Source organism: Streptomyces sp. NBC_01471, assembly GCF_041438865.1.
GTDB lineage: Bacteria > Actinomycetota > Actinomycetes > Streptomycetales > Streptomycetaceae > Streptomyces.
Genome location: NZ_CP109450.1, coordinates 6298703 through 6324690, shown reverse-complemented (window position 1 = coordinate 6324690; position 25988 = coordinate 6298703). Strand labels below are relative to the sequence as shown.

25 protein-coding genes are annotated in these 25988 nt (G+C 70.1%); 9 read left to right on the top strand and 16 right to left on the bottom strand.

What is annotated here, in order from left to right:
• Window positions 1-274 precede the first annotated feature (274 nt).
• From dapD to OG285_RS28250, 3 genes are all read right to left on the bottom strand, one after another.
• Window positions 275-1273, bottom strand: coding sequence for a 2,3,4,5-tetrahydropyridine-2,6-dicarboxylate N-succinyltransferase (dapD, locus tag OG285_RS28260; protein ID WP_371792586.1), 999 nt, complete (start codon window positions 1271-1273; stop codon window positions 275-277).
• Window positions 1274-1409: 136 nt separating this feature from the next.
• Window positions 1410-1991: a TetR/AcrR family transcriptional regulator gene (locus OG285_RS28255; RefSeq protein ID WP_371792585.1), complete on the bottom strand. Its 582-nt coding sequence runs from the start codon at window positions 1989-1991 to the stop codon at window positions 1410-1412.
• Window positions 1991-2311: a multidrug efflux SMR transporter gene (locus OG285_RS28250; protein WP_356833486.1), complete on the bottom strand. Its 321-nt coding sequence runs from the start codon at window positions 2309-2311 to the stop codon at window positions 1991-1993. Before OG285_RS28250 ends, OG285_RS28255 begins: the two co-directional genes overlap by 1 nt.
• A 234-nt stretch (window positions 2312-2545) precedes the next feature.
• On the opposite strand from OG285_RS28250, the gene OG285_RS28245 reads away from it, so the two are divergent.
• On the top strand, window positions 2546-3544 hold the full coding sequence (locus OG285_RS28245; RefSeq protein ID WP_356833484.1) for a hypothetical protein: 999 nt from the start codon (window positions 2546-2548) through the stop codon (window positions 3542-3544).
• Here OG285_RS28245 and OG285_RS28240 read toward each other — a convergent pair.
• The 9 genes from OG285_RS28240 to OG285_RS28200 all read right to left on the bottom strand — a co-directional run bounded on the left by OG285_RS28240 (window position 3528) and on the right by OG285_RS28200 (window position 11795).
• Window positions 3528-4865 carry a DUF3616 domain-containing protein gene (locus OG285_RS28240; RefSeq protein WP_356833672.1) on the bottom strand — a complete coding sequence of 446 codons (1338 nt, stop codon included), beginning with the start codon at window positions 4863-4865 and terminating at the stop codon, window positions 3528-3530. The two genes, OG285_RS28245 and OG285_RS28240, sit on opposite strands and share 17 nt — an antisense overlap.
• 288 nt (window positions 4866-5153) lie before the next feature.
• Window positions 5154-5492: a metal-sulfur cluster assembly factor gene (locus OG285_RS28235; protein WP_371792584.1), complete on the bottom strand. Its 339-nt coding sequence runs from the start codon at window positions 5490-5492 to the stop codon at window positions 5154-5156.
• Window positions 5489-5944, bottom strand: coding sequence for a Fe-S cluster assembly sulfur transfer protein SufU (sufU, locus tag OG285_RS28230; protein ID WP_356833479.1), 456 nt, complete (start codon window positions 5942-5944; stop codon window positions 5489-5491). Before sufU ends, OG285_RS28235 begins: the two co-directional genes overlap by 4 nt.
• A 63-nt stretch (window positions 5945-6007) precedes the next feature.
• Window positions 6008-7264, bottom strand: coding sequence for a cysteine desulfurase (locus OG285_RS28225; protein ID WP_356833477.1), 1257 nt, complete (start codon window positions 7262-7264; stop codon window positions 6008-6010).
• Complete coding sequence (gene sufC, locus OG285_RS28220) at window positions 7261-8052, bottom strand: Fe-S cluster assembly ATPase SufC (protein ID WP_328316869.1); 792 nt, start codon at window positions 8050-8052, stop codon at window positions 7261-7263. Before sufC ends, OG285_RS28225 begins: the two co-directional genes overlap by 4 nt.
• A 7-nt stretch (window positions 8053-8059) precedes the next feature.
• Window positions 8060-8380 (bottom strand): bifunctional 3-phenylpropionate/cinnamic acid dioxygenase ferredoxin subunit, encoded by a 321-nt coding sequence (locus OG285_RS28215; protein ID WP_356833474.1) that lies wholly within the window; start codon window positions 8378-8380, stop codon window positions 8060-8062.
• A complete protein-coding gene (sufD, locus tag OG285_RS28210; protein WP_356833472.1) occupies window positions 8380-9561 on the bottom strand; it encodes a Fe-S cluster assembly protein SufD in 1182 nt (393 codons plus the stop codon). The genes OG285_RS28215 and sufD overlap by 1 nt, the downstream gene beginning before the upstream one ends.
• Before the next feature lie 78 nt (window positions 9562-9639).
• Window positions 9640-11061 carry a Fe-S cluster assembly protein SufB gene (sufB, locus tag OG285_RS28205; RefSeq protein WP_356833469.1) on the bottom strand — a complete coding sequence of 474 codons (1422 nt, stop codon included), beginning with the start codon at window positions 11059-11061 and terminating at the stop codon, window positions 9640-9642.
• Window positions 11058-11795 carry a metalloregulator ArsR/SmtB family transcription factor gene (locus tag OG285_RS28200; RefSeq protein WP_356833467.1) on the bottom strand — a complete coding sequence of 246 codons (738 nt, stop codon included), beginning with the start codon at window positions 11793-11795 and terminating at the stop codon, window positions 11058-11060. The genes sufB and OG285_RS28200 overlap by 4 nt, the downstream gene beginning before the upstream one ends.
• A gap of 164 nt (window positions 11796-11959) precedes the next feature.
• Between OG285_RS28200 and OG285_RS28195 the strand changes: the two genes are divergently transcribed.
• From OG285_RS28195 to OG285_RS28185, 3 genes are all read left to right on the top strand, one after another.
• Complete coding sequence (locus tag OG285_RS28195) at window positions 11960-12886, top strand: ABC transporter ATP-binding protein (protein WP_371792583.1); 927 nt, start codon at window positions 11960-11962, stop codon at window positions 12884-12886.
• Complete coding sequence (locus tag OG285_RS28190) at window positions 12883-13650, top strand: ABC transporter permease (protein ID WP_371792582.1); 768 nt, start codon at window positions 12883-12885, stop codon at window positions 13648-13650. The genes OG285_RS28195 and OG285_RS28190 overlap by 4 nt, the downstream gene beginning before the upstream one ends.
• A 102-nt stretch (window positions 13651-13752) precedes the next feature.
• Entirely contained in the window at window positions 13753-14751 is a 999-nt protein-coding gene (locus OG285_RS28185; protein WP_371792581.1) for a heme A synthase, read from the top strand.
• Here the strand turns inward: OG285_RS28185 and OG285_RS28180 are convergent.
• The 3 genes from OG285_RS28180 to OG285_RS28170 form a co-directional block, all read right to left on the bottom strand.
• On the bottom strand, window positions 14748-15842 hold the full coding sequence (locus tag OG285_RS28180; RefSeq protein WP_356833459.1) for an amidohydrolase family protein: 1095 nt from the start codon (window positions 15840-15842) through the stop codon (window positions 14748-14750). The genes OG285_RS28185 and OG285_RS28180 overlap by 4 nt on opposite strands.
• A gap of 66 nt (window positions 15843-15908) precedes the next feature.
• Window positions 15909-16259, bottom strand: coding sequence for a hypothetical protein (locus OG285_RS28175; RefSeq protein WP_356833457.1), 351 nt, complete (start codon window positions 16257-16259; stop codon window positions 15909-15911).
• Window positions 16260-16367: 108 nt separating this feature from the next.
• Window positions 16368-17321, bottom strand: a complete 954-nt coding sequence (locus OG285_RS28170; protein WP_371792580.1) for a heme o synthase — start codon at window positions 17319-17321, stop codon at window positions 16368-16370.
• Window positions 17322-17652: 331 nt separating this feature from the next.
• Between OG285_RS28170 and tkt the strand changes: the two genes are divergently transcribed.
• Genes tkt through pgl form a run of 5 tightly spaced genes read left to right on the top strand, consistent with a single transcriptional unit; the run spans window position 17653 to window position 24241 of the window.
• Window positions 17653-19740, top strand: coding sequence for a transketolase (tkt, locus tag OG285_RS28165; protein WP_371792579.1), 2088 nt, complete (start codon window positions 17653-17655; stop codon window positions 19738-19740).
• Between the two features lie 35 nt (window positions 19741-19775).
• Window positions 19776-20894, top strand: a complete 1119-nt coding sequence (gene tal, locus OG285_RS28160; protein ID WP_356833451.1) for a transaldolase — start codon at window positions 19776-19778, stop codon at window positions 20892-20894.
• A gap of 4 nt (window positions 20895-20898) precedes the next feature.
• Window positions 20899-22422: a glucose-6-phosphate dehydrogenase gene (gene zwf, locus OG285_RS28155; protein ID WP_356833449.1), complete on the top strand. Its 1524-nt coding sequence runs from the start codon at window positions 20899-20901 to the stop codon at window positions 22420-22422.
• Window positions 22419-23462, top strand: coding sequence for a glucose-6-phosphate dehydrogenase assembly protein OpcA (gene opcA / locus OG285_RS28150; protein ID WP_371792578.1), 1044 nt, complete (start codon window positions 22419-22421; stop codon window positions 23460-23462). The genes zwf and opcA overlap by 4 nt, the downstream gene beginning before the upstream one ends.
• Complete coding sequence (pgl, locus tag OG285_RS28145) at window positions 23459-24241, top strand: 6-phosphogluconolactonase (RefSeq protein WP_356833444.1); 783 nt, start codon at window positions 23459-23461, stop codon at window positions 24239-24241. Before opcA ends, pgl begins: the two co-directional genes overlap by 4 nt.
• 78 nt (window positions 24242-24319) lie before the next feature.
• On the opposite strand, the gene pgi is transcribed toward pgl, so the two are convergent.
• On the bottom strand, window positions 24320-25975 hold the full coding sequence (pgi, locus tag OG285_RS28140) for a glucose-6-phosphate isomerase (RefSeq protein WP_371793640.1): 1656 nt from the start codon (window positions 25973-25975) through the stop codon (window positions 24320-24322).
• Between the last annotated feature and the right edge of the window lie 13 nt (window positions 25976-25988).

Genomic DNA, 25988 nt, shown 5'->3' with positions numbered 1-25988 from the left:
TCCGTAGCTCAAGCTTCGGGCAGAGACCGTTCAGCCGTGGTGCGCATCCGGTCGAAGAAGTACGGGCGGCCGCGGAGGCAGTCGGCGACCGGGCGCACATCGTGGCGGGGGGTGGGCAGCGCCTCGACCCGGCACACCGTCGAGCCGGCACGGGGCCGGTCCGTGAGCCGCTGCACCCGCCGGCCGCGATGCGGTCGACGGGCTGCGGAGGGCGTACGCGGAGCTGCCCGCCGCCGGGTGAGACCGGCACCGGGCGGCGGCGGGGCAGGGCGTGTCAGTTGTGGTGGTGCAGGATCTCGTTGAGGCCGCCCCAGACCGCGTTGTTCGGACGGGCCTCCACCGTGCCGGTGACCGAGTTGCGGCGGAAGAGGATGTTCGAGGCGCCGGAGAGCTCACGGGCCTTGACGACCTGCCCGTCGGGCATCGTGACCCGGGTCCCCGCGGTGACGTAGAGGCCGGCCTCGACGACGCATTCGTCGCCGAGCGCGATCCCGACACCCGCCTCGGCGCCGACGAGGCAGCGCTCACCGATGGTGATACGGACGTTGCCGCCGCCGGAGAGAGTACCCATGGTGGAGGCGCCGCCGCCGATGTCGGAGCCGTCGCCGACCACGACGCCCGCCGAGATCCGGCCCTCGACCATGGAGGTGCCGAGCGTGCCCGCGTTGAAGTTGACGAAGCCCTCGTGCATGACGGTCGTGCCCTCGGCGAGGTGCGCGCCGAGCCGAACCCGGTCGGCGTCGGCGATCCGGACGCCCTTGGGCACGACGTAGTCCGTCATCCGCGGGAACTTGTCGATCGAGGTGACCTGGAGGTGCAGGCTCTCGGCGCGGGCGTTCAGCCGCACCTTCTCGATGTCGTTCACGGCGACCGGGCCCAGCGAGGTCCAGGCGACGTTGGCGAGCAGGCCGAACATCCCGTCCAGGCTCTGGCCGTGCGGCTGGACCAGCCGGTGCGAGAGCAGGTGCAGGCGCAGATAGGCGTCGTGCGCGTCCAGCGGCTTGTCGTCGAGCGAGGCGATGACCGTACGGACGGCGACGACCTCGACGCCACGGCGCGGGTCGGGGCCCACGGCCTTCGGGGCGGCCTCGCCCAGCAGCTCCGCGGCGCGCTCGGCGGAGAGCCGCTCGGTGCCCGCGGGGCCGGGGTCGGCGGTGAGCTCGGGCGCCGGGAACCAGGTGTCGAGAACGGTGCCGTCGGCGGTGATCGTGGCAAGTCCGGCGGCCACGGCGCCGGTGGAGCGGTCAGGGGTCTGCGAGAGCGTGTCGGTCATGCCCAAAACCTAACCGGCAGGACGCCGCACCGGCGAACCGGTCTCAGCGGTCGGCCACCCCGTCGACCCAGGTGTATTGACCCGCAGTGCTGTTCACCCGGCTGATCGGGGGGCCGCATGATCCTGGCCCGGGCCATCAGGGTCCGGGTGGCCCGGCGGCCGGGACGTCCCGGCCGCCGATGATCCGCACCAGCGCCTCCCGTACCTCATCCGGGTCGAACGCCCTTCCCGTCAGAAGGAGTTGGATCAGCAGCCCGTCGATCAGGGCCACCAGCGCGCGGGCCGTCGCGGCGTCACCGCCGACCTGGGCCCGGACGACCTCCACGAAGGAGTCCAGCCACTCCGCCGCGACGGGCCGCAGCGCCTCGCGGCGCAGCGCGGCGAGATACAGCTCGTACTCCAGCCGCACCCGACTCCGGTCCCCCGCGACGAGCCGTCCGAGCAGCGTGGTGAGCCGGCCGGCCAGCCCTTCGCCCGGCCCGGCGAGCGCCCGCGCCCACCCCTCGACGGCGGTCTGCGGTTCGTCGCTGACCTTCCGCAACGCGGCGACCAGCAGTTCGTCGAGCGTGGCGAAGTGGTACGTCGTCGAGCCGAGCGGCACATCGGCCTCGGCGGCGACCGATCGGTGGCTCAGCCCGGAGATTCCGTGGTCGGCTACGACCCGGATCGCGGCGTCGATGATCCGGTCGCGGCGGTCCGGGTCGTAGCGCCGGGCCATCAGTGCGAGCCGCCCAGATTGAGCAGCACGACCCCGCCGATGACCAGGGCGATGCCGCCGAGCTTCGCCACGCTCATCGACTCCCCCAGGAAGACCATGCCGATGGCCGCGACGGCGGCGGTGCCGGTGCCGGCCCAGATCGCGTACGCGGTCCCCACCGAAAGGGACTTGAGCACCTGGGCGAGCAGGACGAAGGCGAGTACGTACCCGGCCGCCGTCGCCAGCGAGGGCCACAACCGGCTGAATCCGTCGCTGTACTTCATGGCGGTGGTCCCGCCGACCTCTGCGGCGATGGCCGCGGCAAGCAGTACGTAGGGCATGCGTACGACCGTACACATCAGCGACCGGCTACGGTGTGCCGTCCGGCAGAATCCAGTACGCGGATCCGGGCGGGTGACGCACGGGGGACGGAGTGAGCGGTGGCACAGGATCAGGGGTGGGCAGGGGCGTACGGAGGTCCGCCGTACGGGGGGCCTCCGGGGTGGGGCCCGCCGGGATGGGGCGCCCCGCAGCCGCCCCAGGCGCCCAAGCCGGGCGTGATACCCCTGCAGCCCTTGCAGCTCAGCGACATCCTGAACGGCGCGGTCTCCACGGTCGGCCGCTACTGGAAGCAACTGCTCGGCATGGCGGCGGCGGTGTACGGCGGCGCCGCCGCGATCATCGGGGTGGCTCTCGCGATCCTCTACGCGTCGCTCTCCGGCCGGATCCACGGGATCGTCCACGCGCCGGAGGCCTCCGACGTCACCTGGGACCAGGCCGGTCCCGTGGTGCTGGGGTTCTCCGCGGTGCTGCTCGCCGCCGGCCTGCTGAGCATGGTGTGCACGGCCCTCGTCCACGCCACGTGCGCCACCGTGCTGCGGGAGGCCGTGCTCGGCCGGCCGACGACCTTCCGGGCCGTCTGGCGGCGGGCCTGGTCACGGGTGTTCCCGGTGATCGGCACCGTCCTGCTGAGCGGACTGATCGTCCTTGTGCCCCTGCTGCTGATCGCGGGAGCGTCGGTCGCCGTCGTCGTCGCCGCGGTCGGCGCGCACAACCCGGCCGTGGCGATCGTGGTGGGCGTGGTCGGCGGGCTGGCCCTGCTGCCGCCGGCCGTGTGGCTGTGGGTGCTCCTCAGCCTGGGCCCGGCCGCCGTGGTGTTCGAGCGTCAGGGGCCGGTCGGCGCGCTGCGCCGCTCGGCCCGGCTGGTACGGGGCGCCTGGTGGCGGGTCTGCGGCATCTCGCTGCTGGCCCTGGTGATCGGCTCCACTGCGGGCTCGTTCATCCAGCTCCCCTTCACGATGGTGGGGATGTTCAACAGCTCGATGCTCCACCTGGACACCGCCGCCGGCCCGAGCACGGCCCAGCTGCTGACCGGTGCCACCGGCTATCTGGCGCTCTCCATGCTGGGCCAGACGCTCAGCCAGATCGTGTCGGTGACCTTCCCTCAGCTGGTGACCGGACTGCTGTACGTGGACCGGCGGATGCGCCAGGAGGACCTGGGCCCGGTGCTCATCGAGGCGGCGGCCGGAGAGACCGCCGCGCAGGACCCGCCGGACGTCACTTCCCCACGGTGAACCAGGTGGCGCGGGACTTCTTCCACTCGTCGTGGGTGAGGTCCTTCGCCTCCGTGCCGTCCCCGTAGAGGTCGGCGGAGCCGTCGTCGGTGATCAGCTGGGCGCGCGCCCCGGCCGCGTTCAGGTCGGGGACGTCCACCACGGCCTCCCAGCCCCCCGGGTCGCTGGTCGGCAGGTCGGCCCGCTTCACGGGGGCGTGCCCGGCGGCACCGTCCCAGGAGTAGAGGGCGTACGGATCGGAGTTGTCGTCGGCGGCCCAGGAACCGGCGACGATCAGGTACTGGTCGGCCGCGTTCTTCCGGATGTCCCGGATGGCGAGCCCTCCGAGGTCCAGCTCGATCGGCGTGCCGAAGGCGGCCTTCTTGCCGGTGATGACCTTGTCGATGTTGGTGACCGGCACGATCAGCGCCTTGCCGCCGTTCTCCGGCGGCACCAGCGGGGCGCGGAAGCCGAGGTAGGCCGTGGTGGACGAACCGGGCGCGAACTCCAGCCCCTCGATGTTGAATCCGTCAATCTGCTTGGGCACCTGGCCGTCCTTGGTGCCCGCGGCGAATCCGTAGCGGTCGCCGTTGGCTTGGTCCCAGGCGACCAGGTCGTCACGGAGCTTCGCGTACGAGCCGCCGAAGGCCAGCTGGGTGGCGGCTCCCGAGCCGGTGACCTTCGTGGTGAAGATCCGGTTGCGGTCGGACTTGTACTCGCCGTCCTTGTTGTTGCCCAGCGAGCCCGTCCAGTAGACCGTGTCGCCGACCCGGGCCGCGCCCTCGATGTCGACCTCCTTCTTGACCCCGAGATCGTCACTGAAGTCCCAGGTCCGCACGGGCGCCCCGGACGTCGAACCGTCGTACAGCCGGAGGGTGTTGGACTCGTCGTCGGCCACCACCACATAGCCGCCGCCGACCGGGACGGCGGCCGACGCGTCGGACGAGCCGGTGAAGTAGCGGGTGTCCGCGCTGTGCTGGACCGCGGCCGACGCGGCGTAGTGCAGGGTCTTGGTGGCGCTCTTGCCGCCGAGACCGGTGACCTTGAGGGTGAGGTCGGTGTAGCCCTGCGCGCGGGCGCCGACCGTGACCCGGCGGGTGGCGCCCGTGCCGGTGACGGAGACGTCGCCGGTCCCGGCGACGGAGGACGTGGAACTGGCCGATGCGGCCACGGTGAGCGCCGAGGCGTCCGCCCCGCTCTGCCCCACGGTGACGGTGACGGCGGGGTCACCGGTGGCGCCGACCGCGCCGGAGAGATAGGCGGCCGAGAGGGAGACCGTGGGGGTGCCGTAACTCGCCGCGTGCGCCGGGGCGTTGAGCCCGGTGAGGGCCAGCGAGACCAGCCCGCTCGCGGCGGCGACCGCACCGGCGGTCCTCGGGCGGAACGAGCGGCGGGACAGGATGGCGGAGATCTGCGCGGGAATCTGTACGGGGATCTGCACGGGAACCCTCTCGTCGTGGGGGATCGCGGTGGGGGACGTCGTCGACGAGAAGGCTCCGGTCTCCGCGCCAACGGGGCGCGCACACCGTACGTACGGAAGGCGAACAGCACAATACGGCCCCGGTGCGCGGAGCACCGGGGCCGTACGGGAAGAGTCACGGCCGGCCTGAGGGCGGCCGGGCAGGACCGGTCAGACGTTGAAGCCGAGCGCGCGCAGCTGCTCACGGCCGTCGTCGGTGATCTTGTCCGGGCCCCACGGCGGCATCCAGACCCAGTTGATCTTCAGCTCGTTGACGATGCCCTCGGTGGCCGACTTCGCCTGGTCCTCGATGACATCGGTCAGCGGGCAGGCCGCGGACGTCAGTGTCATGTCCAGCGTGGCGATGTTGCCGTCGTCCACGTGAATGCCGTAGATCAGGCCGAGGTTGACCACGTCGATTCCCAGCTCGGGGTCGACGACGTCGTACAGCGCCTCGCGGACCTCCTCCTCGGAGGCCGGCTTGATCAGGGCGGTCTCGTTGTCGCTCATGCGGTCTTCCCTTCGGACAGCGCCTGCGCCGTCGCGTCCTTCCACGCCATCCAGCTCAGCAGCGCGCACTTGACGCGCGCCGGGTACTTCGAGACACCGGCGAACGCGACGGCGTCCTCCAGCACCTCCTCCATCGCGTCGTCCGGCTCGATCTGCCCCCTGGACTGCATCAGCTCCAGGAAGGTCGACTGGATCTTCTGGGCGTCGCCCAGCTCCTTGCCGACCAGCAGTTCGTTCAGCACGGACGCGCTGGCCTGGCTGATGGAACAGCCCTGGCCCTCGTACGACACGTCCGCGATGCGGTCGCCCTCGTACCGCACACGCAGCGTGATCTCGTCGCCGCACGTCGGATTGACGTGGTGCACCTCGGCATCGCCGTCACGGAGACCGCGCCCGTGCGGGTGCTTGTAGTGGTCCAGGATCACTTCCTGGTACATCGAATCCAGCTTCACGATCCAGTCCCTACCCGATGTCCTCGTCCATATGGCCGGGCCTGCGAGGCCCCAAGCCCTGTCCTAGCCGAAGAAATTCCGTACGTGCTCCAGCCCGTCCGCCAGCGCGTCGACCTCTTCGGGCGTGGAGTACAGATAGAACGACGCTCGCGTGGTCGCAGGAATTCCGTACCGCAGGCAGACCGGCCGCGCGCAGTGATGGCCGACCCGGACCGCGATGCCCTCCTCGTCGAGGACCTGACCCACGTCGTGCGGGTGGATGTCACCCAGCGTGAAGGAGATCGTCGCTCCGCGGTCCAGGGCCGTGGACGGTCCGATGAACCGCAGGTCCGGGATCTCGGCGAGACGCTTCATCGCGTACTCGGTGAGCGCGTGCTCATGCGCGGCGATCTTGTCCATGCCGATCGACGAGAGGTAGTCCACGGCCGCGCCGAGGCCGACGGCCTGGGCGATCGGGGGCGTACCGGCCTCGAACTTGTGCGGCGCGGGGGCGTACGTCGAGGAGTGCATCGACACGGTCTCGATCATCTCGCCGCCGCCGAGGAACGGCGGAAGGTCCTCCAGGAGCTCCTGACGGCCCCAGAGGACGCCGATCCCGGTGGGGCCGACCATCTTGTGGCCGGTGAAGGCCACGAAGTCGGCCTGCAGCGCCTGCACGTCCAGCACCATGTGCGGTGCCGCCTGGGAGGCGTCGATGCAGACCAGCGCACCGACCTCCTGGGCGCGCCGGATGATCGCCTCGACCGGGTTGACCGTGCCCATCAGGTTGGAGACCAGCGTGAAGGAGACGATCTTCGTCTTCTCGGTGATGATCTCCTCGACGTTGGACAGGTCGAGGCGGCCGTCGTCGGTGAGGCCGAACCACTTCAGCTTCGCGCCGGTGCGCTGCGAGAGCAGCTGCCACGGCACGATGTTGGAGTGGTGCTCCATCTCCGTGATGACGATCTCGGTCTCGTGGTCGACGCGGTACGGCTCGTCGGCCCAGCCGAGCATGTTGGCCACGAGGTTGAGCGACTCGGAGGCGTTCTTGGTGAAGATCACCTCGTCGCGGCTCGGCGCGTTGATGAAGGCGGCGACCTTGTCGCGGGCACCCTCGTACAGCGCCGTGGCCTCCTCCGCGAGCACGTGCACGCCGCGGTGGACGTTGGCGTTGTGCTGCTCGTAGTACTCGTTCAGCGCGTCGAGTACCTGGCGCGGCTTCTGCGAGGTCGCCGCGTTGTCCAGGTAAACGATCTTCTTCCCGTCGTGGACCACACGATCCAGCAGGGGGAAGTCCTTGCGGATCGCGTCGGTGTCCAGGAGGCCCGGCAGCTGTGTCACGCGACGTCCTCCTCCGGGTTCGCTCCGCTCACGGTGCCAACCTTCGTGTAGGCCTCGTAGCCCTCGTTCTCCAGCTTGTCGGCGAGCTCCGGGCCACCGGACTCGGCGATCCGGCCGTTCGCGAAGACGTGCACGAAGTCGGGCTTGATGTAGCGCAGGATGCGCGTGTAGTGGGTGATCAGCAGGGTGCCGACCTCGCCGCCCTCACGGACGCGGTTGACGCCGTCGGAGACCTGGCGCAGCGCGTCGACGTCCAGACCGGAGTCCGTCTCGTCGAGGATGGCGATCTTCGGCTTGAGCAGCTCCAGCTGGAGGATCTCGTGGCGCTTCTTCTCACCGCCGGAGAAGCCCTCGTTGACGTTGCGCTCGGCGAAGGCCGGGTCCATCTGGAGGGTCTCCATGGCCGTCTTGACCTCCTTCACCCAGGTACGGAGCTTCGGCGCCTCGCCGCGGATGGCGGTGGCCGACGTACGCAGGAAGTTGGAGACGGAGACGCCGGGGACCTCGACGGGGTACTGCATGGCGAGGAAGACACCGGCGCGGGCCCGCTCGTCGACGGTCATCTCCAGCACGTCCTCACCGTCGAGGGTGACGGTGCCGCTGGTGATCGTGTACTTGGGGTGCCCCGCGAGGGAGTACGCCAGCGTCGACTTGCCGGAGCCGTTCGGGCCCATGATGGCGTGGGTCTCGCCCTGCTTCACGGTCAGGTCGACGCCCTTGAGGATCTCCTTCGTACCGTTCTCGGTTTCGACGGAGACGTGCAGGTCGCGGATTTCAAGCGTTGCCATGGGTGACTCAGGACTCCTGGGATACGGAGACGAGCACATCGTCCCCTTCGATCTTTACGGGGTAAACGGGGACGGGGCGCGTCGCGGGAAGGCCGGACGGCTTGCCGGTACGGAGGTCGAAGCTGGAACCGTGCAGCCAGCACTCGATGGTGCAGTCCTCGACCTCCCCCTCGGAGAGGGAGACGTTCGCGTGCGAGCAGATGTCGTTGATCGCGAACACCTCCCCTTCCGTGCGGACCACGGACACCGGCGTGCCGTCGAGCTCCACCCGCTTCGGGGTGTCGTCCTCCAGCTCGCTCAGCGCACAGGCCCTGACGAAGGCGGCCATCAGACGGCTGCCTGCAGCTCGGCGTCGATCTTGGCGAGCAGGCGCTCCTCGACGTCCGGCAGACCGATCTGCTGGACCAGCTCGGCGAAGAAGCCGCGGACCACCAGCCGGCGGGCCTCGGACTCCGGGATTCCGCGCGACTGCAGGTAGAAGAGCTGCGAGTCGTCGAAGCGGCCCGTGGCCGACGCGTGGCCCGCGCCGGCGATCTCGCCGGTCTCGATCTCCAGGTTCGGGACCGAGTCGACCCGCGCGCCGTCGGTGAGGACGAGGTTGCGGTTGAGCTCGTACGAGTCGGTGCCCTCGGCGGCGGCCCTGATCAGGACGTCGCCGATCCAGACGGCGTGCGCGTCCTGGCCCTGGAGCGCGCCCTTGTAGGCCACGTTCGACTTGCAGTGCGGCGCGTTGTGGTCGACGAGGAGGCGGTGCTCCTGGTGCTGGCCGTGGTCGGTGAAGTAGAGCCCGAGGAGCTCGGCCTCACCGCCGGGGCCCGCGTACTGCACCCGCGGGTGGAGGCGTACGACGTCGCCGCCGAAGGTGACCACGACCGACTTGAGCGAGGCGTCCCTGCCCACCAGCGCGTTGTGCTGCGCCACGTGCACGGCGCCGGGCTCCCAGTCCTGGACGGAGACGACGGTCAGCTTCGCACCGTCACCCAGGATGTAGTCGACGTTGGCGGCGAGCACCGCGTCGCCGGTGTGGTCGATGACCACGAGGGCTTCGGCGAAGGCCCCGAGCTCGATGACCTGGTGGCCGTAGGCGACGCCGCCGGCGCCGCGCACGGCGATCCGGATCGGCTCACTGAGCACGGTCTCCTTGGGCACCGAGACGACCGAGGCCTTCTCGAAGGAGGAGTACGCCTGGGCGGCGACCCGGTCGACCGGGGTGCCGGCCCGGCCGATGCGCGCGTCGTCACGGCCGACGGTCTCGACGCGGACGCCCTCGGGGGCGGACACCTCGATCTCGACGCCGGAGCCGGTCGCGACGGCGGTGCCGTCGTGCAGGCCCTTGAGCCGCTCCAGCGGGGTGAACCGCCACTCCTCCTCACGGCCGTGAGGGACCGGGAAGTCCGCCACGTCGAAGGACGGCGGTGCACTCATACGGGTGGCGACGGTGGACTCGGCAGCCACCGCGATGGACCCGGCGGTGGTGGAACCCGTCGGAGAATTCTGAGCCTCAGCCATGGCTGTCGTCGTGCTCGCTTTCTGATGGATACGTCGGGGTCGGGCGAGGGGGCGGGGCTGACAGCTGCCAGGCAGCTGCTAGCCGACCGAGCCCTCCATCTGCAGCTCGATCAGCCGGTTGAGCTCCAGGGCGTACTCCATGGGGAGCTCCTTGGCGATCGGCTCGACGAAGCCGCGCACGATCATCGCCATCGCCTCGAACTCCGTCATACCGCGGCTCATCAGGTAGAAGAGCTGGTCGTCGGAGACCTTGGAGACGGTCGCCTCGTGGCCCATGGACACGTCGTCCTCACGGACGTCCACATAGGGGTACGTGTCCGAGCGGGAGACCGTGTCGACGAGCAGGGCGTCGCAGAGGACGTTGGACTTGGAGCCCGCGGCGCCCTCACCGATCTCGATCAGACCGCGGTAGGAGGTACGGCCGCCGCCTCGCGCCACCGACTTGGAGACGATGTTGGAGGAGGTGTTGGGGGCCATGTGGACCATCTTGGCGCCGGCGTCCTGGTGCTGGCCCTCGCCCGCGAAGGCGATCGACAGCGTCTCGCCCTTGGCGTGCTCGCCCATCAGGTAGACGGCCGGGTACTTCATGGTCACCTTGGAGCCGATGTTGCCGTCGACCCACTCCATGGTCGCGCCCTCGTACGCCACGGCACGCTTGGTGACGAGGTTGTAGACGTTGTTCGACCAGTTCTGGATCGTCGTGTAGCGGCAGCGGCCGCCCTTCTTCACGATGATCTCGACGACGGCGCTGTGCAGCGAGTCGGAGGAGTAGATCGGGGCGGTACAGCCCTCGACGTAGTGGACGTAGGCGTCCTCGTCGACGATGATCAGCGTCCGCTCGAACTGGCCCATGTTCTCCGTGTTGATACGGAAGTAGGCCTGGAGCGGGATCTCGACGTGCACGCCCTTCGGCACGTAGATGAAGGAACCGCCGGACCACACGGCCGAGTTCAGCGAGGCGAACTTGTTGTCGCCGACCGGGATGACCGTGCCGAAGTACTCCTGGAAGAGCTCGGGGTGCTCCTTCAGCGCGGTGTCGGTGTCCATGAAGATGACACCCTGCGCCTCCAGCTCCTCGTTGATCTGGTGGTACACGACCTCGGACTCGTACTGGGCGGCGACACCCGCGACGAGGCGCTGCTTCTCCGCCTCCGGGATGCCGAGCTTGTCGTACGTCTTCTTGATGTCCTCCGGCAGGTCCTCCCAGGACTCCGCCTGCTTCTCGGTGGACCGCACGAAGTACTTGATGTTCTCGAAGTCGATGCCCGAGAGGTCGGAGCCCCAGCTGGGCATGGGCTTCTTGCCGAAGAGCTTGAGGCCCTTGAGACGCAGCTTCAGCATCCACTCGGGCTCGTTCTTCTTCGCCGAGATGTCGCGGACGACAGCTTCGGACAGACCCCGCTTGGCTGCGGCGCCTGCCACGTCGGAGTCGGCCCAGCCGAATTCGTACGTACCCAGGCCCTCGAGTTCGGGGTGGGCAGTCTCCGTGGGGAGAGTCATGCGGGGTTCCTCCCGGCCGTACTGGCGGATGCTGAATCGGTGGTCTGATGGGTGGTCTTGGGAATGAACGTCGTGCACACACCGTCGCCGTGGGCGATGGTGGCCAGACGCTGGACATGGGTCCCGAGCAGGCGGGAGAAGACCTCGGTCTCCGCCTCGCAGAGCTGCGGGAACTGTTCGGCGACATGGGCCACCGGGCAGTGGTGCTGGCAGAGCTGCTCGCCGACCGGGGCGCTTCGCGCCGTAGCAGCGTACCCGTCGGTGGTCAACGCCTTGGCCAGAGCCTCGGCGCGGTTCTCCGGCGCCGCGGCGTCGACGGCCTCGCGGTACGTCTCCGCCTGCGTGGCGAGCCGGTCGCGGGCGAACGCCATGACCTCGTCGTCACCGGAGCGCTGGGCGATCCAGCGCAGGGCGTCGGCGGCGAGCTGGTCGTAGGACTGGTCGAAGGCGTCGCGGCCGCAGTCGGTGAGCGCGAAGACCTTGGCGGGACGGCCCCGGGTCCTGGCGCCGTACACCCGCTGCTCGCGGGCGGCGACCACGTCGTCGGTGACCAGGGCGTCGAGGTGGCGGCGGACCGCCGCCGCGGTGAGCCCGAGACGCCCCGCCAGTTCGGTGACGGTGGACGGGCCGTGGTCCAGGATGGAGCGCGCGACCCGGTTGCGGGTGGACCGCTCACCGGTCGCGAGTTCCTCCTGCGCAGTCTTTCCGACTGGAGCCTCGCCGACGTTTTTCACAACGCCATTGTTGCGTAATTCACCGGCCCGCGACAAGTGAAGATCGGGAACTCCAGCGGTGGCCTCGATCACTTAGGGTCACCTAAACAGGCCGGATGTCTGTTCCCCCATGGCCTCCGCCCCCTGAAGGATCCGCGACCCGTCCGCTTCGTAGACTCCCCCGTATGAGTACAGATCCCGCCGTTGAGGTCCGCGGCCTCGTCAAGCGGTACGGCGCCAAGACCGCTGTGGACGGCCTGGACCTCACGGTCGGCACGGGCACCGTCACCGCCGTACTCGGGCCCAACGGCGCAGGCAAGACCACCACCGTCGAGACCTGCGAGGGATACCGCCGCGCCGACGCCGGCACCGTCCGGGTGCTGGGTCTCGACCCGGTGGCCGACGCGGCCGGGCTGCGCCCCCGGATCGGGGTGATGCTCCAGTCCGGCGGCGTCTACTCCGGCGCCCGCGCCGACGAGATGCTCCGCCACATGGCGAAACTGCACGCGCACCCGCTCGATGTCGGCGCGCTGATCGAGCGGCTCGGCCTGGAGAGCTGCGGCCGTACGACGTACCGCAGGCTCTCCGGCGGGCAGCAGCAGCGGCTCGCCCTCGCGATGGCCGTCGTGGGCCGCCCCGAGCTGGTCTTCCTGGACGAGCCGACCGCCGGCCTCGACCCGCAGGCCCGCAGGTCCACCTGGGATCTCGTACGGGAGCTGCGTGCGGACGGGGTGACGACCGTGCTCACCACCCACTTCATGGACGAGGCCGAGCAGCTCGCCGACGCGGTGGCGATCATCGACGCGGGCCGGGCCGTCGCACACGGCACCCCCGAGGAGCTCTGCCGCGGCGGCGCCGAGAACACCCTGCGCTTCGGCGGACGGCCCGGACTCGACGTCGGCTCACTGCTGAAGGCGCTCCCGGACGGGTCTGCGGCCACCGAGCTGACCCCGGGCAGCTACCGGATCACCGGTACGGTCGACCCCCAGCTGCTCGCCACCGTCACCTCCTGGTGCGCCCAGCACGGAGTGATGCCCGACCGCATCTCGGTGGAGCGCCACACCCTCGAAGACGTCTTCCTGGAACTGACCGGCAAGGAGCTGCGCGCATGAGCGCCGGTACGTACACCCCCCGGCCGGGCGCGGCCCCGCTGTCGCGCATGATCGCCGCGCAGACCGCCTTCGAGACGAAGATGCTGCTGCGCAACGGCGAGCAGCTGCTGCTGACCGTGATCATCCCGTCGCTGCTGCTGGTCCTCTTCTCCGCGGTCGACATCGTCGACACCGGGGCGGGCAAATCGGTGGCCTTCCTGGCTCCGGGCATCCTGGCGCTCGCCGTGATGTCCACCGCCTTCACCGGGCAGGCCATCGCGACCGGCTTCGAGCGCAGGTACGGGGTGCTCAAGCGGCTCGGTGCCTCCCCGCTCCCCCGCTGGGCGCTGATGACGTCCAAGACCCTGTCCGTGATCGTGACCGAGGTCCTGCAGATCGTCCTGCTGACCGTGATCGCCCTCCTGCTCGGCTGGTCGCCGCACGGCAGTCCGCTCGCCGTCCTGCTGCTGCTCGTCCTGGGTACGGCCGCCTTCTCGGGTCTGGGCCTGCTGATGGCGGGGACGCTCAAGGCGGAAGCCACACTGGCCGCGGCCAACCTGGTCTTCCTGCTGCTGCTCGTCGGCGGCGGGGTGATCGTCCCGATGGACAAGTTCCCCGGCGGTGTCAGGTCCGTACTGGAGCTGCTGCCGGTCTCGGCGCTCTCGGACGGCCTGCGGGACGTCCTGCAGCACGGCGCTTCGATGCCGTGGGCCGACCTGGGGATCGTCGCGGTGTGGGCGGTGCTCGGCCTCGGCGCGGCCGCCCGGTACTTCCGCTGGGAGTAACCGGAGGGAGGACGCGGCCCGGCTGGGGTCCGGTTCGCCCGGTCCGGCGGGAAAGCGCCCCCTCGTGAAAGTAGGCACAAGCGCCCGGCCTACGATGTCCCCGTGCCGAAACTGACCCTCGCCGAAGCCTTCGGCGCCGTGCGCAATCCACTCGCCTTCATCGCCGACCGCTGGACTCCGGACCCCCGGACCGTCCGGCGCGCCGCGCTCGCCGCCCTGGTGATGTCGGTCGTCATCGTCGTCACCGGGGGCGCGGTCAGGCTGACCAGCTCCGGGCTCGGCTGCCCGACCTGGCCCAAGTGCACCGACCAGAGCCTCACCGCGACCAGCGAGATGGGCATCCACGGCGCCATCGAGTTCTCCAACCGGATGCTCACGTACGTGCTGTGCGCGGCGGTCGGCTGGGCGATCATCGCGGCCCGCTCGGCGAAGCCGTGGCGGCGCTCGGTGACCCGGCTCGGCTGGGCCCAGTTCTGGGTGGTCATGGGCAACGCGGTGCTGGGCGGCATCGTGGTACTGGTCGGCCTCAACCCGTACACGGTGGCCGCGCACTTCCTCCTGTCCACCGCGCTGATCACGGTCGCCGTGCTGACCTGGCAGCGCGTCCGCGAGGGCGACGAGACGCCGAGGCCCCTGGTGGGCAAGGCGGTCGTCCAGCTGACGTCGCTGCTCGTCGTGGCGGCGGGCGCCCTGATCGCGATCGGTACGGTCGTCTCGGGAGCGGGACGCCACGCGGGCGACTCCAGCGAGGTGGAGCGCATCCCGGTCGACTGGTCGATGATCGCGCAGCTGCACGCCGACTTCGCCTGGGTCGTGGTGGCGCTCACCGCGGCGCTCTGGTTCGTGCTCAAGGCCGTGGACGCGCCCGCCGGGCCGCTCCACCGGGCCCGCGACCTCTTCCTGATCCTGATGGGCCAGGGTGTGATCGGCTACGTCCAGTACTTCACCCACACCCCGGAGATCCTCGTCGGGCTGCACATGTTCGGCGCGTCGCTGGTGTGGATCGGTGTGATGCGGGTGCTGCTCTCGCTCCGCGAACGGCCGTTCACCGGTGCGGGGATCCCGGCGCAGTCCGAGGACACGGCGCTCACGGCCGTCTAGGGCCTGTCCGGGCCTTCGAGGCCGTAGACGCGGCGGGCGTTGCCCGCCGCGATCATTCCGGCGACCCGTGTCGCGTCCGTGTGCGACCAGGCACCCTCGTCGACCCAGCCGCCCAGCGTGCGGGCCAGCGCCTCCTGGAACACCCGCGCACGCACCACGTGCAGTTCGGGGAGCTCCTGGGCACCGCTGGAGTACAGCAGCTTCCCGAAGGGCGCGAGCTCCAGGATCTCCGCGAGGACGACGGCGGCCCGCGCCCCCGTGTGCGCCAGGGCCGGGCCCAGATCCGCGTACACATGCGGATGGACGCTCGCCAGCTGTGCGGCCTGCCGGTGGTACGGGTAGCCGTGCAGCAGCACCAGATCGGTGCCGAGCCCGGTGGCCGCGACGATGAAGTCCGTCAGCAGCAGCGGGTCGCCCGCCCCGATGTGCAGCTGGAGCGGACGGCCGGACGCGACGGCGTTCCACAGCAGATGGCGCAGCAGCACCGGATCGGTGAGGCTGCCGCCGACCCGGCGGTCGGCCAGCCAGCGCCCCGCGGCGCCGCGCACCTCGCCGGCGCCCGGCGGGTCGGGCGCCAGGGTGAGTCCGAGCCGCACCGGGGCGACCGAGCTGAAGGCCACGGCGGAGCCCGCCGCTCCGTGCACCGCCTCAGCGACGTTCGCGAGGAAGGAATCGACGGTGCCCGAGGTGTCGGCGACCTGCTCGGCGAGGAGTTCGAGCCGGACGATCTCATGGGCCTCGGCGCCGCCGGCCGCCGCGATCTCGGCGGGGCCCGTGAGGTCGCCGGGCAGCCCGGTGTCCACCAGATAGGTGGTGATCCCGCTGGAGCGCAGCAGCCGTCTGCCCACCTCCAGCACGCCGAGTTCCCGGCGGCGGGCGAGGTAGCGCGCGGGCGCGCAGTGCGGTTCCAGACCGAGCAGCGGCGGGCACCAGCGGCGTACGGCGAAGCCGGTCTGGGTGTCGAAGAAGGTGGTGCCGGGGGCGGGCGGCCCGGGGGTCCTGCCGAGGTGCGCCTCGAAGGTCCCGAGACCGAGCTCGGTGCGGAGCACGCCGTGGCAGTACTGATCCACCAGGCAGGGTGTCTCGATCATCCGGGCCTCCGCTTCGGGCTGTTCTCCTCCAGCCCTAACGGGGAAACCCGCCCCCAGGTGTTGCCCTCAGCCTTCGGCACCGGCCCGGGAGCCGCCGAGCTGGATACCGGCCATCCGCTTCCACTCGTAGGGACCGGTGCGGACCTTGGCCGCGAGATCGCCGTCGAAGGACTCGTGGACGGTGACGCCCGCCTGCTCGGCCGCGCTCTGCGCCATGGCGTACGACGGTGCCACCAGGTCTCCCCAGCCGCCGTCCTCGCCCACCAGCACGATGCGGGCCCCGCGCTCACCGATGTACGCGAGCTGCGCCTCCGCGCCGCCGTGCTCCCGGCCGAAGGCCTGGATCTGCCGGGCGAGCCTGGCCGTCTTCCGGTCGGCTCCGGCGTCCCGCTTCTCGTCAACCTGCGTGTCTGCCATGGCCGCATGCTACTAGCGGGTAGCGACACGCGCGACGGGCAGGTCCAGTGGCGTGAACCACTGCACCTGCCCGTCGCGTGACGCAGGGGGGCGGGAGATACCGCGGGGCTATCGCAGGAAGGGATCCACCGCGACGGCCACGAAGAGGAGCGAGACATAGGTGATGGACCAGTGGAAGAGCCGCATCTCCTTGAGCTTGGCGCCCGTCACCCCGTTCCTGGCCCGGCTCCGCAGCGCGTGTGCCTCGCGCAGCCAGAAGGCGCCGGCCAGCACGGCCACCACCGTGTAGAACCAGCCCGTGTAGCCGAGCGGGGTCAGCAGCAGCGAGACCACGACCATCGCCCAGCTGTAGATGACGATCTGCTTGGCCACGACCTGGTTGGTGGCGATGACCGGCAGCATCGGGACCCCGACGCGGGCGTAGTCGTCCTTGACGCGCATCGACAGCGGCCAGTAGTGCGGCGGTGTCCAGAAGAACATCACCAGGAAGAGGATGACCGGGGCCCACGACATGGAGTCCGTGACCGAGGACCAGCCGATGAGTACCGGCATGCAGCCCGCGATGCCGCCCCAGACGATGTTCTGCGAGGTCCGGCGCTTGAGGATCATCGTGTAGACGACGACGTAGAAGAGGAGCGCGCCCAGTGAGAGCGCCGCCGAGAGCCAGTTGACCAGCAGCCCGAACCAGAGCGTGGAGAAGGTGGCCAGCGCGAAGGCGAAGACCAGGCACTCGCGCGGCGAGACCATGCCGGTGACCAGTGGACGCTGCGACGTGCGGTCCATCAGCGCGTCGATGTCGCGGTCGATGTACATGTTGAACGCGTTGGCACCGCCGGCGGAGAGATAACCGCCGAAGCAGGTCGCCAGGACCAGCCACAGATTGGGTACGCCCTGCTTCGCGAGGAACATCACCGGAACGGTGGTGATCAGCAGCAGTTCGATGATCCGCGGCTTGGTCAGCGCCACAAAAGCCTTGACGCGGGCCCCGAATGGCCGATGGGCCCCCGGGCTGGGAGTCAGGACGACCCCTGCGGGTCGGGACTCGACGGCCGTCACGTACACCCCTGACAGAGAATTTCCCAGCAAGTTCCAGCCGTGAAGGGCCGGTAAAGACTTGCGCGTACCACGCCACTCTAGACGTTGCCCATACGTCACCATCCCCGGGGGTGCGGTCGTGTTGGGCCCGTCGTTCCGGGCGGAAAGGGCGGCTCTTACGAGCGGAGGTGCGCTCTTCGACGGGCGGATCGGCAGTCGCGCCCGCACCCTGAGAAGTGTCTGTCTGCAACCGGCGGGAACTCGAAAAGACGGGCGTTGTGGCGGGGGTAGGCTCGACAACGCCCGGTGCACCGAACGTAACCGGGATTACATATCTGGAGAGGAGCCCTGACCCAGGGTGAGTACCAAGCCGACCACCACTGAACTCGCGTGGACCGAATTGGACCAGCGGGCCGTCGACACCGCCCGCGTGCTGGCCGCGGACGCCGTACAGAAGGTCGGCAACGGCCATCCCGGTACGGCCATGAGCCTGGCCCCGGCCGCGTACACCCTCTTCCAGAAGGTGATGCGGCACGACCCGGCGGACCCCGAGTGGACCGGGCGTGACCGGTTCGTCCTCTCGGCCGGCCACTCGTCGCTGACCCTCTACACCCAGCTCTACCTGGCCGGTTTCGGTCTGGAGCTGGCGGACCTCGAGGCGTTCCGCACCTGGGGCTCGAAGACCCCCGGACACCCGGAGTACGGGCACACCTCCGGCGTGGAGACCACCACCGGCCCGCTGGGCCAGGGTGTCGCCAACGCGGTGGGCATGGCCATGGCCGCCCGCTACGAGCGCGGTCTCTTCGACCCGGAGGCGGCCCCCGGCACCTCCCCGTTCGACCACTTCATCTACGCGATCGCCGGCGACGGCTGCCTCCAGGAGGGCATCTCGTCCGAGGCGTCGTCGCTCGCGGGCCACCAGAAGCTCGGCAACCTCGTGCTGCTGTGGGACGACAACCACATCTCGATCGAGGGCGACACCGAGACCGCGGTGTCCGAGGACACCTGCGCGCGCTACGAGGCGTACGGCTGGCACGTGCAGCGTGTGGCGCCGAAGGCGAACGGCGACCTCGACCCGGACGCCCTGTACGCGGCGCTCCAGGCGGCCAAGGCCGAGACCGGGCGCCCGTCGTTCATCGCGATGCGCTCGATCATCGCCTGGCCCGCCCCGCACGCCCAGAACACCGGCGCCGCGCACGGCTCGGCGCTCGGCGACGAAGAGGTCGCCGCGACCAAGAAGATCCTCGGCTTCGACCCCGAGAATTCCTTCGACGTGTCGGACGAGGTCCTGGCGCACACCCGCGCCCTGGGTGACCGCGGCCGTGAGGCCAAGGCCGTCTGGGAGAAGGGCTTCGCCGCCTGGCGCACCGCCAACCCGGAGCACGCCGCCCGGTTCGACCGGGTCAGGGCGGGCGAGCTGCCCGAGGGCTGGACGAAGGAGCTTCCCGCCTTCGAGGCCGGCGCCTCCATCGCCACCCGCGCCGCTTCCGGCAAGGTGCTCGAAGCGCTGGGCGGTGCCATCCCGGAGCTGTGGGGCGGCTCGGCCGACCTCGCCGGGTCGAACAACACGACGATCGACAAGACGTCGTCGTTCCTGCCCGAGGGCAACCCGCTGCCGGGCGCCGACCCGTACGGCCGCACGGTCCACTTCGGGATCCGCGAGCACGCCATGGCCGCGGAGATGAACGGCATCGCGCTGCACGGCAACACCCGCATCTACGGCGGCACCTTCCTGGTGTTCTCCGACTACATGCGCAACGCCGTCCGGCTCTCGGCGCTGATGCACCTGCCGGTGACCTACGTGTGGACGCACGACTCGGTCGGCGTCGGCGAGGACGGCCCGACCCACCAGCCGGTGGAGCACCTGGCCGCCCTGCGCGCCATTCCGGGTCTGAACCTGATCCGCCCGGCGGACGCCAACGAGACGGTCATCGCCTGGCGCGAGGTCCTTGAGCGCTACACCAAGGTGTTCGGCAAGGGAGCCCCGCACGGCTTCGCGCTGACCCGCCAGGGTGTGCCGGTGTACGAGGCGAACGAGGGCGTGGCCAAGGGCGGCTACGTACTGTTCGAGGCCGAGGGCGGCACGCCCGAGGTCGTCCTGATCGGTACCGGCTCCGAGGTCCAGCTGGCCGTGGAGGCGCGTGAGCAGCTCCAGGCCGCGGGTGTTCCGACCCGGGTGGTCTCGATGCCGTGCGTCGAGTGGTTCGAGGAGCAGGACCAGGCGTACCGCGACTCGGTGCTTCCGCCGTCCGTCAGGGCGAGGGTGGCCGTCGAGGCCGGTATCGGTCTGACCTGGCACCGCTTCGTCGGTGACGCGGGACGGATCGTGTCGCTGGAGCACTTCGGTGCGTCCGCCGACGGCAAGCTGCTCTTCCGCGAGTTCGGCTTCACCGCCGAGGCCGTCGCCGACGCCGCCAGGGAATCGCTCGAAGCCGCAGCGCGCTGACGCTCATATACAAACAAGTAGGAGATGCAATTCCCATGACAGACGCACTCAAGCGCCTCTCCGACGAAGGCGTCGCGATCTGGCTCGACGACCTTTCGCGCAAGCGCATCACATCCGGCAACCTCGCCGAGCTGATCGACCAGCAGCACGTGGTGGGTGTCACCACCAACCCGTCGATCTTCCAGAAGGCGATCTCCCAGGGCGACGGCTACGACACGCAGCTCACCGACCTCGCGGCCCGCAGGGTCACCGTCGAGGAGGCTGTCCGCATGATCACGACGGCGGACGTCCGTGACGCCGCCGACATCCTGCGCCCGGTCTTCGACGCGACGGACGGCCAGGACGGCCGGGTCTCGATCGAGGTCGACCCGCGCCTCGCCCACAACACCAGGGCCACCGCCGCCGAGGCCAGGCAGCTCGCCTGGCTGGTGGACCGCCCGAACACGCTCATCAAGATCCCGGCGACCAAGGCCGGCCTGCCGGCCATCACCGAGACCATCGGCCGGGGCATCAGCGTCAACGTCACGCTGATCTTCTCGCTGGAGCGCTACCTCGCGGTCATGGACGCCTACCTGGCGGGCCTGGAGAAGGCCAAGGCCGCCGGCCTGGACCTCTCCAAGATCCACTCGGTCGCCTCCTTCTTCGTGTCCCGCGTGGACACCGAGATCGACAAGCGGCTGGACGCCCTGGGCACCGACGAGGCCAAGGCCGCCAAGGGCAAGGCCGCCGTGGCCAACGCGCGCCTCGCGTACCAGGCGTACGAGGAGGTCTTCTCCTCCGACCGCTGGGCCGCCCTCGACAAGGCGCACGCCAACAAGCAGCGCCCGCTGTGGGCGTCGACCGGCGTCAAGGACCCGGCGTACCGGGACACGATGTACGTCGTGGACCTGGTGGCGCCCAACACGGTGAACACCATGCCGGAGGCGACGCTCGACGCCACCGCCGACCATGGCGAGGTCACCGGCAACACGGTTTCCGGCACCTACGAGCAGGCCCGCGCCGCGCTCGATGCCGTGGAGAAGCTCGGGATCTCGTACGACGACGTCGTACAGGTCCTGGAGGACGAGGGAGTCGAGAAGTTCGCGACCTCCTGGAACGACCTGCTCAAGTCCACTGAGGCAGAGCTCGAGCGCCTCGCCCCTTCGGAGGGCTGAAACCTTGTCAAGCAGCAACCCGCTGCGTGACGCTGCGGACCGACGGCTCCCGCGTATCGCGGGGCCGTCGGGCCTGGTCATTTTTGGCGTCACGGGTGATTTGTCCCGTAAAAAGCTGATGCCCGCTGTCTACGACCTGGCCAATCGCGGCCTGCTGCCACCGGGCTTCTCGCTCATCGGGTTCGCGCGCCGCGACTGGGAGGACGAGGACTTCGCCCAGGTCGTCCACGACTCCGTCAAGGAGCACGCGCGGACGCCGTTCCGTGAGGAGGTCTGGCAGCAGCTCATCCAGGGCATGCGCTTCGTCCAGGGCGACTTCGACGACGACGCGGCGTTCGCCACCCTCAAGGCGACGATCGAGGAGCTGGACAAGCAGCAGGGCACCGGAGGCAACTTCGCCTTCTACCTCTCGGTCCCGCCCAAGTTCTTCCCCAAGGTCGTCCAGCAGCTCAAGAAGCACGGGCTCGCCGACCAGCAGAACGGCTCCTGGCGCCGTGCGGTCATCGAGAAGCCGTTCGGCCACGACCTGAAGAGCGCACAGGAGCTCAACAAGGTCGTGCACGAGGTCTTCCCGCCGCACGAGGTCTTCCGGATCGACCACTACCTCGGCAAGGAGACCGTCCAGAACATCCTGGCGCTCCGCTTCGCCAACACCCTCTTCGAGCCGATCTGGAACCGGTCGTACGTCGACCATGTCCAGATCACCATGGCCGAGGACATCGGGATCGGCGGCCGGGCCGGGTACTACGACGGCATCGGCGCCGCCCGTGACGTCATCCAGAACCACCTGCTCCAGCTGCTCGCGCTGACCGCGATGGAGGAGCCCGCCTCCTTCGACGCCCACGCGCTGGTGGCCGAGAAGACCAAGGTGCTGGGCGCCGTCAGGCTGCCCAAGGACCTCGGCCAGGAGACCGTGCGCGGTCAGTACGCCGCGGGCTGGCAGGGCGGCGAGCAGGCGGTCGGCTACCTCCAGGAAGACGGCATCGACCCCAAGTCGACGACCGACACCTACGCCGCGGTGCGGCTGGAGATCGACAACCGCCGCTGGGCGGGTGTCCCCTTCTATCTCCGCACCGGCAAGCGCCTGGGCCGCCGCGTCACCGAGATCGCCGTGGTATTCCAGCGTGCCCCGCACTCCCCCTTCGACCACACGGCGACGGAGGAGCTGGGCCAGAACGCGATCGTCATCCGCGTCCAGCCCGACGAGGGCATCACCATGCGGTTCGGCTCCAAGGTGCCCGGCACCTCGATGGAGATCCGGGACGTGTCGATGGACTTCGCGTACGGCGAGTCCTTCACCGAGTCCAGCCCGGAGGCGTACGAGCGGCTCATCCTCGATGTGCTGCTCGGCGACTCGAACCTCTTCCCGCGCCTGGAGGAGGTCGAGCAGTCCTGGCGGATCCTCGACCCGATCGAGGAGTACTGGGACACCCACGGAAAGCCCGCGCAGTACGAGTCGGGCACCTGGGGACCGGCCGAGGCGGACGAAATGCTCGCACGAGAAGGACGGAGCTGGCGTCGGCCATGAAAATCGATCTGACGGAAACCACAGCCAGCAAGGTCAACAAGGCACTGGTGGAGGGCCGCCGCGCCGTCGGCACCCCCGCCGTCGGCATGGTGCTGACCCTCGTCATCGTGACCGACGAGGAGAACGCCTACGACGCGCTCAAGGCGGCCAACGACGCCTCCCGCGAGCACCCCTCGCGCACCCTCGTGGTCGTCAAGCGGGTCTCCCGCTCCCCGCGCGACCGGGCCACGGCCCGGCTCGACGCGGAGATCCGGGTGGGCACGGACGCGGGCAGCGGCGAGACCGTCGTCCTGCGGATGTACGGCGAGGTGCTGCACCACGCCCAGTCGGTGGTGCTGCCGCTGCTGCTGCCGGACGCCCCCGTGGTGGTCTGGTGGCCGGTGAACGCGCCGCTCGACCCCGCCAAGGACCCGCTCGGTGCGCTGGGCCAGCGCCGTGTCACCGACTCGTACGCGGCCGAACACCCCATCGCGGAGCTCTCGGGCCGCGCCGCCGCCTACACACCGGGCGACACCGACCTGGCGTGGTCGCGCATCACCCCCTGGCGCTCGATGCTCGCCGCCGCCCTGGACCAGGTGCCGAGCCGGGTGAAGGGCGCCGAGGTGGAGGGCGAGGAGTTCAACCCGAGCTGCGAACTGCTCGCGATGTGGCTCGCCGACCGGCTCGACGTACCGGTGACCCGTTCCATCTCGTCCGGCCCGGGTCTGACGGCCGTACGGATGCAGACGGACCACGGCGAGATCGTGCTGGACCGCCCCGACGGTTCGCTGGCCACGCTCTGCATGGAGGGACAGCCGGACCGCGCGGTGGCGCTGAAGCGCCGGGAGACCTCGGAGCTGCTCGCCGAGGAGCTGCGCAGGCTCGACCCGGACGACACGTACGCGGCTTCGCTGAAGTACGGCGTGGACCGGCTGGTCACGGCCTCGCCGAAGGAGGCCGGCGACGGATCCGGCAACGGATCCGGGGACGCGGCGGACGAGCCCGCCAAGGCCGCCCCCGCCGCGAAGAAGGCACCCGCAAAGAAGGCGGCGTCGAAGTGAGTGCGCCGCAGCTCGTCGTCCACCGCGACAAGGAGCTGATGGCCCACACCGCGGCGGCCCGGCTGATCACGAAGATCGTGGACGCCCAGGCCGCCCGTGGTTCCGCTTCGGTGGTGCTCACCGGCGGGCGCAACGGCAACGGGCTGCTCGCGGCCCTCGCCGAGGCGCCCGCGCGGGACGCCGTCGACTGGTCGCGGATCGACCTGTGGTGGGGCGACGAACGCTTCCTGCCGGAGGGCGATCCCGAGCGGAACGTCACCCAGGCGCGGGCCGCGCTGCTCGACTCGGTGGGCGTGGCCCCCGAGCGGGTGCACGCCATGGCCGCCTCGGACGGTCCGTACGGCAGCGATGTGGAGGCGGCAGCCGCGGCGTACGCGGCGGAGCTGGCCGCCGCGGCGGGTCCCGAGGACCACGGCGACGTGCCGGCGTTCGACGTGCTGATGCTGGGTGTGGGCCCGGACGCGCACGTGGCCTCGCTCTTCCCCGAGCTGCCGGCCGTACGGGAGTCCGTACGCACCGTCGTCGGTGTGCACGGCGCGCCCAAGCCGCCGCCCGTGCGGCTGTCCCTGACGCTGCCCGCGATCCGGGCGGCACGCGAGGTGTGGCTGCTCGCGGCGGGCGAGGACAAGGCGGGGGCCGCGGCTCTCGCCCTGTCCGGGGCCGGAGAGATCCAGGCCCCGGCAGCGGGCGCCCGGGGTCGCGGCAGGACGCTGTGGCTGCTGGACACGGCGGCCGCTTCGCAGCTGCCGCCGCAGCTCTACCCGCCGGCCACCGCCTGACCGCCCGGCACGCGACAGAAAGGACCGGCCCGCCTCCCCGCAGGGAGTGCGGGCCGGTCTGCCTTTGTCCCCTTACCGCTACTGCTTGGCCCGCAGCGCCCGGTAGGTGTCGACCAGCGTGGCGGTGGAGCTGTCGAGGTCCGCTCCGCCCCTGCCGCCGGTCAGGACCGACTCGATCTTCTTGGCGAGCACCTTGCCGAGCTCGACGCCCCACTGGTCGAAGGAGTCGATGTTCCAGATGGCGCCCTGGACGAAGACCTTGTGCTCGTAGAGCGCGATCAGCTGCCCCAGGACGGACGGGGTGAGCGCGTCGGCGAGGATCGTGGACGTCGGGTGGTTGCCGCGGAACGTCTTGTGCGGGACCAGCTCCTCGGCGACACCCTCCGCCCGTACCTCGTCGGGCGTCTTGCCGAACGCCAGGGCCTGGGTCTGGGCGAAGAAGTTCGCCATCAGGAGGTCGTGCTGGGCCTTCAGACCCGAGGTCAGGTCATCGACGGGCTTGGCGAAGCCGATGAAGTCGGCCGGGACCACCTTGGTGCCCTGGTGGAGCAACTGGTAGTACGCGTGCTGGCCGTTGGTGCCGGGCGTCCCCCAGACCACCGGACCCGTCTGCCAGTCGACCGGACGGCCCTCACGGTCCACGGACTTGCCGTTGGACTCCATGTCCAGCTGCTGGAGGTACGCCGTGAACTTGGAGAGGTAGTGCGAGTACGGCAGCACGGCGTGCGACTGGGCGTCGAAGAACGCGCCGTACCAGACGCCCAGCAGGCCGAGCAGGAGCGGGATGTTCTCCTCGGGCGGCGCGGTGCGGAAGTGCTCGTCGATCAGGTGGAAGCCGTCGAGCATCTCCCGGAAGCGCTCCGGGCCGATCGCGATCATCAGCGAGAGGCCGATCGCCGAGTCGTAGGAGTACCGGCCGCCGACCCAGTCCCAGAACTCGAACATGTTGGCCGTGTCGATACCGAAGTCCTCGACCTTCTCCGCGTTCGTGGACAGCGCCACGAAGTGCTTGGCCACGGCGTCCTGGCCGGCCCGCAGATTCGTCAGCAGCCAATTGCGCGCGGAGGTCGCGTTGGTGATGGTCTCGATGGTGGTGAAGGTCTTGGAGGCGATGATGAAGAGCGTCTCCGCCGGGTCCAAGTCCCTTACGGCCTCGTGCAGATCGGCCCCGTCGACGTTCGACACGAAACGGACCGTCAGCCCGCGGTCGGTGAAGGAGCGGAGCGCCTCGTACGCCATCGCCGGGCCCAGGTCCGAGCCGCCGATGCCGATGTTGACGACGTTCTTGACGGGTTTGCCGGTGTGTCCGGTCCACTCCCCCGACCTGACCTTCTCCGAGAAGGCGGCCATCTTGTCGAGCACGGCGTGCACGGCGGGCACGACGTTCTCCCCGTCCACCTCGACGACCGCTCCGCGCGGGGCGCGGAGCGCGGTGTGCAGCACCGCGCGGTCCTCGGTGGTGTTGATCTTCTCGCCGCGGAACATCGCGTCACGCAGCCCGGCCACCCCGGCGGCGGCGGCCAGCTCACGGAGCAGGCCGAGCGTCTCACCGGTCACCAGGTGCTTGGAGTAGTCGAGATACAGATCGCCCGCCCGGAGGGTGTAGGTGCGCCCTCGCTCCGGGTCCCGGTCGAACAGCTCCCGCAGACGCGTGTCGCCCAGCTGCTCCCGGTGCTTGCCCAGAGCGGTCCACTCGGGCATCTGGTTGAGCCTGGTACGGCCTTCTGCGTTCATCTCGGACATCAGT

Excerpts from the sequence above, each read along its gene's own strand:
- sufB (WP_356833469.1), bottom strand. The coding sequence starts at position 11,061 with ATGACTCTCCCCACGGAGACTGCCCACCCCGAACTCGAGGGCCTGGGT.
- OG285_RS28215 (WP_356833474.1), bottom strand. The coding sequence starts at position 8,380 with ATGGCCGCCTTCGTCAGGGCCTGTGCGCTGAGCGAGCTGGAGGACGAC.
- sufC (WP_328316869.1), bottom strand. The coding sequence starts at position 8,052 with ATGGCAACGCTTGAAATCCGCGACCTGCACGTCTCCGTCGAAACCGAG.
- OG285_RS28190 (WP_371792582.1), top strand. The coding sequence starts at position 12,883 with ATGAGCGCCGGTACGTACACCCCCCGGCCGGGCGCGGCCCCGCTGTCG.
- OG285_RS28235 (WP_371792584.1), bottom strand. The coding sequence starts at position 5,492 with ATGAGCGACAACGAGACCGCCCTGATCAAGCCGGCCTCCGAGGAGGAG.
- sufD (WP_356833472.1), bottom strand. The coding sequence starts at position 9,561 with ATGGCTGAGGCTCAGAATTCTCCGACGGGTTCCACCACCGCCGGGTCC.
- OG285_RS28175 (WP_356833457.1), bottom strand. The coding sequence starts at position 16,259 with ATGGCAGACACGCAGGTTGACGAGAAGCGGGACGCCGGAGCCGACCGG.
- OG285_RS28250 (WP_356833486.1), bottom strand. The coding sequence starts at position 2,311 with ATGCCCTACGTACTGCTTGCCGCGGCCATCGCCGCAGAGGTCGGCGGG.
- OG285_RS28255 (WP_371792585.1), bottom strand. The coding sequence starts at position 1,991 with ATGGCCCGGCGCTACGACCCGGACCGCCGCGACCGGATCATCGACGCC.
- pgi (WP_371793640.1), bottom strand. The coding sequence starts at position 25,975 with ATGAACGCAGAAGGCCGTACCAGGCTCAACCAGATGCCCGAGTGGACC.
- tal (WP_356833451.1), top strand. The coding sequence starts at position 19,776 with ATGACAGACGCACTCAAGCGCCTCTCCGACGAAGGCGTCGCGATCTGG.
- opcA (WP_371792578.1), top strand. The coding sequence starts at position 22,419 with ATGAAAATCGATCTGACGGAAACCACAGCCAGCAAGGTCAACAAGGCA.
- OG285_RS28180 (WP_356833459.1), bottom strand. The coding sequence starts at position 15,842 with ATGATCGAGACACCCTGCCTGGTGGATCAGTACTGCCACGGCGTGCTC.
- dapD (WP_371792586.1), bottom strand. The coding sequence starts at position 1,273 with ATGACCGACACGCTCTCGCAGACCCCTGACCGCTCCACCGGCGCCGTG.
- OG285_RS28195 (WP_371792583.1), top strand. The coding sequence starts at position 11,960 with ATGAGTACAGATCCCGCCGTTGAGGTCCGCGGCCTCGTCAAGCGGTAC.